Genomic DNA, 9,063 nt, shown 5'->3' on the forward strand with positions numbered 1-9,063 from the left:
CGCGGGGATCAACGGGTTCGTTTCTGCTCACCCCTCAATCACAGTCGGGAAGTGTCACCACCAAGACGCCCCACACTGTCACCGATGTCCTGATGCAGAACTGTCACCCATCTCTTGAGACATAACATCTCCGCTATCCAAGTTGAGTGCAATGTCGGCCTCGGGTGACGAATGAAGCTTGGCACCCGCTGGCACGAGTGACACGCCCTCGAAAGGAATGGTTTCAGACAGCGGCAGTCCGTGCATTAAGAAGCCAGCGAGGCCGAGGTGACTAAAACGAACCGTTCCTTGGCCTGCCATTAGTGAGAGAACAGCAGCAGAGTTGCTTATGACGACAGCATCCGGAAGATCTACATAGTACAGAGCTTCGGAACGGTGTGCGTTGGTGTAAGCAACCAGCGTGTCTGGAGTCGCACCGATGGTGGCGAAACTACCGACCCCATCCCACACGGCTTCATCCATGCCGTGCTTACCAGCGAATCCACTCCTAAGGGACTGCACTACGGATTGCGAAGTGACACCCGTCCATGCCCAGCTACGCTGTTTGTTGCCAACCCAGCCTCTTCGTTCTTCCGTGCTTTGGGGCTCGTTGCTGCGGAAAATAATCGCGGTTCGACCTACTGGCGGCACCCATTGCTGTGCCTCAGTCGTGTTGGAGTTTGGCCAGGGCTGCACTCTGTCTAGGGCCGCATGGGCCGCCCGTACGAATGCGAAGCGAGGTTCGCGAGCGGTAGGAAGAATGTGGTTCTTGACTTTTATTCCGACGGCAAGTCTCACGGTGTGCTCCAATCGAATTTCGCCGGCTGCAGATTCGCGTCTTCAATAATCACCGCTGCATCCTGCGCGGATGCAGCTCCTTCCCTAATGAGTCCCCATCCATCGCCAATGACAACAGTGGCTACAGTCCCGTCCTTTCGCGTGATGTGTATGACGGAGTGGTCGTCCGACAGGCTGTCGACATGATGCAACGTGGCGTGTTCTGCCTCGGAATCGAATGCCACAACCGTAGTCAGCGTTGATCGCGTCCCGTGGGTGCTCACAGACAGGGCGCGGCTGGCAACGGTTTCTTTCCATGTGGGGGAGTACCAGCCCTGAACCGGATCCTTGCGACCTTCAGCCACGGAGAGCAAATAGTCGGGCTCAAGCACGAAGAATCGAGCTTCGTTTCTGGCGCTGCGAACGAAGAAAGACGAACCTTCCCGACGGTGGCTTGCGCGAGGAGCGAAATGCCACCACTGCTGGGCTTCTACGTGTCGGTCTGCGACAAAACGGTCTTGCACGACCATTGCTTTAGACCCAAGGCTGATGGTGACAGTGCGATACAGCCTGGCGCCCGAATAGCCATCATCAACAAACGTGTAGGTCTGACTGTGGTTACCAACATCGTGACTCAACAGTTGGACTGTCGACTGCGGATTGTAAGCTGCATCCTTGATTACCAGCGAGTTATGCGCCTCCCGGGTGAGGAGATGCACGCGCATCGGGTCATGAACGTCATATGAGTATTTGCCGGAGTCCAGTAGGAACGATTCGCGGTTCTTGAAGAGCGTGAGTGCCATGCCATCTTGGTGACCATGGATCTGCTTCTGGTGGCCGAACCGCAAAGAGTAGAAAGCGGTGTCTACAAAAGGCTTGTCAGGCGTGCCCCACGAATCGCGTCCAAACACGTAGCCCCGATCAAATATCTTTACCAGGTCCCGTGGCGGCGCGCCGGTACGTCCTGACGACTTCACATAACGCACAGCCGGGTGCTCGACACCGCCGTTCGCGAACTCTTCAGTGTCGCCGATCATCTCGAACCGGCCGTCTGGTCTGGTCGCGTGAGCTAGCCCTTCGGGGGCCTTCAGAATTCTGTCGAAGATTGCCGGTGATGAACCCATGGCAATTTCGAATCGCTTTCGGATCAAACTCCACCAAGTGAAGTTCATGTGATGGTACTGAGGGGCTCCTTCTTCATTCATCCCCTGATCATCGTAGGCAGTTTTCACCATCTCGACGCACCGCGAGAGCGCCAAATCAACCCATTCTGGTTTCTCCAGTACCGCTCCGATGATCAGAAGCCCTTGGTGCTGTTGGAGGGCGTGGTTTCCGACCTTGATGTGCATCGGGTCTTCAAGCCAGGTGCCATGCTCCTCGAGTGAATTTAGTATGAGACCCAGTGACTCAGGCCGGTGGTCTTCAATAGCGGGGAGCGCAAAGGCAAAAGTGAGCGAACGCGCCCCGTCCACCATATCTGCCCACGAGAAGCGGGAAACTCCTTTGCCCGGTGGGTTGGCTTCAATCCATGACTCGGCATAGCGCAGCCACACAGCGAGATCTTCTGGATTTCCCTCACTTGCCTGCCTTCGAAGAGGATCCAGCCAGCGCAGCGTGTGGTACTGAAAAACCCAGTTGGTGTCTTTAAAGGGGTCTTCACGCCAGGTCGGACGCTCCGGCAGCGCCCATGATTCATGCGGAAAGAGACTGAGTGTACCCCCTGCGATCTCATCTGCGATCTTGCGATCTTGCGGAGTAGGTACGAACCGAGCCCCGATCGCCTGCTTTTCCGCCATTTCGCGGGAATAATTCGTCACTTTAGGTGGCTCCTGCCGACTAACGATTGCTCAGCGAAACGTGTAGCAACTGATTCAAGACTTCGCGTTCGCCGAAGTGTGCACGGATGAAGTCTGCGTGGACTTTCGGCCCTGCTTCATGCGATGGTCCGGCCCTCCCCGAAATGTTCTTAGCCATGTCTTCGACCGTACTCGACAGCCAATCGGTCGGATAGATGTATTCGGCGCCGGCCCACGCCAGGGAGGCCGGGAGTGCTCCCGATGCGGCCCCGTCCGCGATGGTGAAGTGGAACGATTCGAAGTCCGACACTGATATCGCGATTCCGATCTTCCGATACCACTCCGTCATGTCATCACCGTGAGGTTCAAATGTGACCGCCCCTGGTACGCGCGAGTTGATGTCGTCCGCTTTGGCGTACGCTTTCTCGTAGAACGACATTTCTTCTGGCCGCTTTCGCATCCATTCGTACTCTTCAGGCCGTTTGCCTTTGATGAAGAGTCTGTAGCGGGGGTCGTGCTGGTGTAAATGCTCAAGCAAATCGAGAGCAAGGTCCAGTCGCTTCCTCTGAGGCACGATGCCGACCAGGCCAAGGTTAAACTCGGATCCCTGCTCCTTGACTCGGTCAAGGCCATCTACATCCACAAAATTCGGGATGACGAGGGATCGTTCCCGCGGGACCCCGTGACTGACGATGGCTGCGAGTCGAATCAATTCTCCGACAAACGCGAAGGTGTCGACCGCTTCATGCTTGATTTGGCGCAGATACGGTAGTTGCAGCTCTTGGAGGTGAATACGCACGATCATGCGCTGATGCGATCGCAGGTATTTCGAGTACCAAACGGCGTTACCCAAACCCCACTCTGCGAACACGATATCTGCTTGTGCGAGCAATCGCTTTGACTGTTCTTCGTTGTGCTGATTGTGGCCGTGCCATTGATCGATGAGCACCTCGTGGCCGGCGTCCTTGAAAGCATCGATGAGGCCACCGGCGAACTTCAAGTCATGGCCCGCTACGACGATGACCTTTGGTCCGGTTTCACCGCTGACCGAGGCGGTAGCTTCAGGCACACCGCCGCCTAACACGGCTGGCGGGGCGAAGAGAAGCTGCACGGTGCGTTCGTCGGTGCCATGCAAAGCGCCGTCGAGCTCGCCCCACTCTGCGACCATCTGGGTCTTGACGAGGCCGGGCTTGTCGACAGGGCCAGGTGAAGGCGAAGCCAAGGTCTGCCCCTGCGTTTCCTCGTTCGCGTACGACCACGTGACCCTGTGCCAGTTGCCGAAGCGGGTGGCGGTCAAGAGGTCCTCGAAGTGTGTTCGTGCGACAGGGCTGCTCACTTCGGCGACCCATGCAGCGGTGTCCGCTGGCGATGTCGTCAGACCCTCGACACGGATGCCGTGGGGTCCAAGCACGTCGTGAACGGCTCCCCTTGCGTCATCGTTCACGATGACCATAGAAGGACGAACTGACTGGTTCATGATCGAATCGAGTACTTCGGCGTCGACTCGGCGGAGCAGCGCTGCGTAGTCAGGCAGGAGGTTCAACGTCACTGGCACGCCGGCCGTTCGAACCAGCATGCCTATCGCAGTCTCGGCAGTGTGCGCGCGGTAGACCGAGCGCAGCTGCAACCAGGATTCTCGAACCCTCTCTGTGGGGTTCCGTGCCCAGTCATATAGCATCGCGCGCCACTCGTTGGCATCGTCAGTTGCAGCGATCGTGCCGCCGAATGTCTCACTCAGCGCGCGGCTTGAGCTTGAGAGCACGATCCCGCCGCACGCCGCGATCTCGACCACTCGACGAGAGAACATCGTGGGGGAGTCCTCCACTGAGTTGCCGTTGAGCTGCGCAAGGTGCGTCTTATAGGAGTCGATGACTTCGTCATAAGGCAGCGAGCCCGCGACGTCGTCTGCGAACTCACGTGGGAACTTGTATGGCGAATCTGGGTTCGTAGCCTGGCGGTCGTAGATCGTCAGGCTAAACGGCTGTGCCGTCTGGAGCATCTTGAAGAGCTTCTTCGAACGTTCCGCATACCGTTCGCCATAGTAGGTGCCGGCATAGGCGACCGAGTGCTGGTAGGCGCGCGCGGCGGGCAGGGGATTGTGGATCCTCGGCTGCGCGTAGAAGGACAGCGACGAGACCGTCTTGGAGACAGCGTCAGGCGTCTCAAGGTAATCAGGGATCACATTCGCGTCCGTCGTGAAGACGTGATCACAGAGCCCGGCCGTGCGTTGGAACCTGTTGAAGTGCACGGGGTCTTCCTTGTTCCAGAAGACCGATGGAATCCCGCGCTCACGCGCCGCGGTCAGCAATGCCGTGATGTCGGCGCTCTCCTCCGCGCCGTAGTGCCCGACTGCACGATGCCACTCGCCGCCATTGCCCTCCCAGGCAGACTCGACGAAGACCAAGTCAAGGTCGTCCTGCGCGAGTTGCGCTCGCCACCCCTCTCGACTCAGGGGCACGACGTCCACAGTGGCAGCAAGCGTAGACGTGGTGAATTCATCAGCGATCAGGCCGACGCGAATCGTTTCGAGCCGGCGCCCGTCAGCGGGTGTCGCGTCAGAGTACGCGCTTATGGCCTCCAAGTGCGCCTCGTGCATGGCCGCGCCGATGTGCCTCCACTGCCGTTGATCGAAGACCCAGAGTCGGGCAGCGCGCGATGCGTTCAGGGCGAGATCATGGTCGTCGATGAACTTCTGCAATGCGTCTGCCAGTGACTCGCTATTGCCGGCCGTGAAGAGGAGGCCGCGCTCAGCGTTCGTGCCGACGAGGTCGATGTGGGGTGCCACGTCAGACATCACCACTGCCTTCATCGCACTGAATGCCTCCAGAGGCTTCAGCGGCGACACCAGCTCTGTCACTGGTGTCGATTCGCGGGGAATCGGCATGATGTCAAACGTGCTGAGCAGACGCGGCATCTCGTCGATCGGCAGACGCCCCAGGAATCGGGTCGTCGAGAGCTTCAGCGAGTCACGTTGGGCCTTGAGCTCCCTCTCGGCGGAGCCGGATCCGGCGAGGACAACCTGGTGGTCCACACCCCGGTTCTGGAGGATTGCAGAGGCCTCGAGCAGCGTCGAGAGCCCCTCGTACGGCACCATGCTGCCAGCGAAACCGAGAACCGGCACATCTGTGCGGATGCCTCTGCTCGCCGCATACGCAGCATCCTTGGGTAGCGGTGCAAACTCCTCTGTGTCGACTGCATTCGGAGCCACTCGAATCTTCGAGCGGTCGATGCCGCGGAGCACGAGCTCATCAGCGATCTGCTGAGTGATGGCCAGCACGACATCAGCTTCGCTCGCGACGAGCGTCTCGAGCGACACCATCGAGGCGTATTGCTCGGTGTTCTCCCAACCCGTCTTCTGGGAAGCGGTGGTCACCTCCCACAGTCCGCGAACTTCATAGAGAAACGGAACCCCGAGTCGCCGAGCTGCGAGAAGAGCAGGAAGAGCTGTTCTGTGATTTGAAGCAGACTGGATCACGCTCGGTCGTTGGCGGCGCGCTTCGCGGGCGAATGCATCCGCCGCTGCGATGAAGTACTTGTCGATCGGCGAGGTGTTCAGGGACATCCCCGGAAGATGAACATAAGGGATCTCAATCATGTTCGACTCGCTGCGCTCGAGTGCGGGCTTCGGCTTATCGACGGAGGAATCCCAGGGGTAACCCGGTCTGCTGACAACGGCCACGTCAGCGCCCGCGTCGCGCAGGCCCTGCGCTACTCCGCGCGTTCGGGTGGAGTAGCCATTCGAGTTGAACACGGGAGTCGAATGCACGCAGTACATCACCCGGCCCGGTTCAGGCACGTATGCGATTCCCGCTGCACGAGCAGGCACCGTTATGCCGTTCTTCCGGAGTCGATCTTCGCCCAGCACACGCTGAACGAGTATTACGTCCTTTGGCGCCAGCCCGGTAACCAGGTCCTGATTCTCGAAGATGAAGTCGGCGGGAGTCTTGATTGCGCCGTGGTTGTACCAGAGCCGGTTCACGACCCTGCGGAACCTCTCTGGCGTACGCTCCATCTCGAACTCGGCCTTCAGTGTCTCCAACGTGCGCTCGGAGACTGGCAGGTGCGAGTCGACGCCCTTGACGCTCTCGACACCTCGTGAGCGGGTGTGCGAGGCGCCGGGTCTCTGTGGAGCACGGTCAATCGAGTGCTCTGCGGTGTTGGGGGCGCTCACAGCGTTCGAGCGGTCCTCCTCCACAGCCGGGCGTGCACCACCAAGCCTTTTCGCAGCATGCAGAGGGCTCAGGAGTGCCTTGCCAACTCGCATCGAATTCGAGCTCCGAACTCGGTGCAAGTCCTCTTTGAGGCGCTTGGATTCCGCGCGATAGGCATCCAGCGCTCCGTGCGCGGCAGCGAGTCGGCGCTTGAGGTCATCGTCTTGCCGCTTCCGTGCGGCTTTCACCTCTTGCTCCAGCTGCTTGATTCGAGCTTCTTGCTCCAGCTGCTTGATTCGAGCTTCTTGCTGGCGCTCCTTACGCCTGGCCTTGCGCTCGCGGGCCAGCATCCCCTCGAACTTCTCGAGGAGGCGCTCGGGGTCAGATGTGGCCTCTTGCGTTCGCTGGCGGCGCAGTAGTTCCTGGCTGCGCTGCTCGTCTGGCTGCCTCATGGCGTGACTCCGTCTCTTGTGCACGATCGAAACGTATGGACCTCAATGGTTAACGCCAGACGCCCTTGGTGTCGATGACGACCTTCTCCTGGAGCTGCTCGCGGTCGATCCGCTTGAACGGTGTGTGGTCGACCAGCATGACAACGATGTCGGCTTCTTCAATTGCTGCGTCGACATCCTGATGCACGACGTTGCTCAGGCTGCTGAGCCGCTCAGGGAGCTCCTCGACGTTCGGCTCGACAACTCGGATGCTCGCCCCAGGCATCTCCTGCGCGATCTCTCGCACAATTTCGAGCGAAGGCGATTCGCGCAGATCATCGATATCGGCCTTGAACGCGATCCCCAGCGTGGCGATGACAGGTGCCTTGAACTTCGACGCCTTGGTGAGCACCTTGCCGACGACATACTTGGGCTTAGCATCGTTGACCTCGCGTGCCCATCGGATCAGCTTCGCCTCCTCGGGTGCAGCCGCCACAATGAACCAGGGATCGACGGCGATGCAGTGACCGCCCACACCCGGACCCGGTTGGAGGATATTCACGCGCGGGTGGTGGTTGGCGAGCTCGATGAGCTCCCAGACATCGATGCCGAGCTTGTCGCAGATGATCGAGAGCTCGTTCGCGAACGCGATGTTCACGTCGCGGAAGGAGTTCTCGGTGAGCTTCGCCATCTCTGCCGTGCGTGCATCCGTGACGAGCAGCTTGCCGTTGGAGAACGTCGCGTAGAGGTCTCTAGCGAGCTCGCCTCCACGGGAAGTGACGCCACCGATCACGCGATCGTTCTCTGCCATCTCAACCATGATTCGGCCAGGCAGAACACGCTCAGGGGCGTGCGCGAAATAGACGCTGTTCGACTTGCCGTCTTCGCCGGTGAGGTCTGGGCGCGCCGCGAGGATGAACTCGGCCATCTCCTCTGTTGTGCCCGGAGGGGAGGTCGACTCAAGCACGACGAGCTCGCCGCCCTTCAGGTGTGCCGCGATCTTCTCGGACGCTGCCTTGATGTACTTCGTGTCGACGGAGTGGTCATCCTGGAAAGGGGTGGGCACGGCGACGATGTAGGCGTCTGCGTGCGGGGTCTCGGTCTGCGCCGACAGATTGCCCTTGTGCACGACACCGGCCAACGTTGCCTCGAAGTCTGGCTCGAAGAACGGGACCTCGCCACGGTTGATCTGGTCGACGAAGCTCTGCTTTACATCGACACCGATGACGCGAACGCCCTTAGACGCGATAAACGCAGCTGTTGGGAGGCCGATGTAGCCGAGGCCCACCACGCTCACGGTCTCGAAGGTTGTCGGCTCGGGCGATGTCGTGGCACTCATTGTGGAAGTCCTTGTGCTGGGGAATCGGTGCAGACCGCCTCAGTGTGCTGTGTAGATTAAAGCGGCCTCCCACAATCCTAGCCACGGAAGGTGAGGGTGCGGGCAACTGCGGCGGGGGACTGCCGCATCGATAGGTGACATCTGATCTGGCTTGCCCACTGGGCGGCCTGGAAGGATGTGCACCATGCCCGCTCCCTACCCCCAGGAGTTCCGCGAGGACGTCGTGCGAGTCGCCCGGTCCCGCGAGGACGGCGTCACCATCGCGCAGATCGCGAAGGACTTCGGCGTACACGAGATGACGCTCCACAAATGGATCCGCCAAGCAGACATCGACGACGGCAATCGCCCCGGGAAGACCCGTGAGGACTCAACGGAACTACGCGAGCTACGCCGTCGGAACCGGCTGCTGGAGCAGGAGAACGAGGTCCTGCGTCGTGCTGCCGCCTACCTGTCCCAGGCGAACCTGCCGGGAAAAGGTGGTACCCGCTCGTGAGCGAGCTCGCCGCTGACAACATTCCCGTCGCGGTGTCCCTGCGGGTCTTGAAGCTCTCCCGTCAGCCCTACTATCGCTGGCGGCACCAGCAGGTCAC

The 9,063-nt window shown here is 59.9% G+C and carries 5 protein-coding genes; 1 reads left to right on the plus strand and 4 read right to left on the minus strand.

All coding sequences use genetic code 11. The features are described 5' to 3' along the window. Positions 1-78: 78 nt before the first annotated feature. The 4 genes from BSP109_RS17110 to wecC form a co-directional block, all read right to left on the minus strand. On the minus strand, positions 79-462 hold the full coding sequence (locus BSP109_RS17110) for a hypothetical protein (protein ID WP_146001202.1): 384 nt from the start codon (positions 460-462) through the stop codon (positions 79-81). A gap of 311 nt (positions 463-773) precedes the next feature. Then, positions 774-2,573: a heparinase II/III family protein gene (locus BSP109_RS15815; RefSeq protein ID WP_146001203.1), complete on the minus strand. Its 1,800-nt coding sequence runs from the start codon at positions 2,571-2,573 to the stop codon at positions 774-776. 19 nt (positions 2,574-2,592) lie between these two features. After that, entirely contained in the window at positions 2,593-7,155 is a 4,563-nt protein-coding gene (locus BSP109_RS15820; RefSeq protein ID WP_101601889.1) for a glycosyltransferase, read from the minus strand. 49 nt (positions 7,156-7,204) lie between these two features. Beyond that, positions 7,205-8,473 (minus strand): UDP-N-acetyl-D-mannosamine dehydrogenase, encoded by a 1,269-nt coding sequence (gene wecC / locus BSP109_RS15825; protein ID WP_101601890.1) that lies wholly within the window; start codon positions 8,471-8,473, stop codon positions 7,205-7,207. A gap of 184 nt (positions 8,474-8,657) precedes the next feature. On the opposite strand from wecC, the gene BSP109_RS17545 reads away from it, so the two are divergent. Then, positions 8,658-8,966, plus strand: coding sequence for a transposase (locus tag BSP109_RS17545; protein ID WP_219618579.1), 309 nt, complete (start codon positions 8,658-8,660; stop codon positions 8,964-8,966). Positions 8,967-9,063: the final 97 nt, after the last annotated feature.

Source organism: Brevibacterium sp. Mu109 (assembly GCF_900169375.1).
Taxonomy (GTDB): domain Bacteria; phylum Actinomycetota; class Actinomycetes; order Actinomycetales; family Brevibacteriaceae; genus Brevibacterium; species Brevibacterium yomogidense_A.

Coding starts and splice junctions, on each gene's coding strand:
- wecC (WP_101601890.1), bottom strand. CDS start 8,473: ATGAGTGCCACGACATCGCCCGAGCCGACAACCTTCGAGACCGTGAGC.
- BSP109_RS17545 (WP_219618579.1), top strand. CDS start 8,658: ATGCCCGCTCCCTACCCCCAGGAGTTCCGCGAGGACGTCGTGCGAGTC.
- BSP109_RS15820 (WP_101601889.1), bottom strand. CDS start 7,155: ATGAGGCAGCCAGACGAGCAGCGCAGCCAGGAACTACTGCGCCGCCAG.
- BSP109_RS17110 (WP_146001202.1), bottom strand. CDS start 462: ATGGATGAAGCCGTGTGGGATGGGGTCGGTAGTTTCGCCACCATCGGT.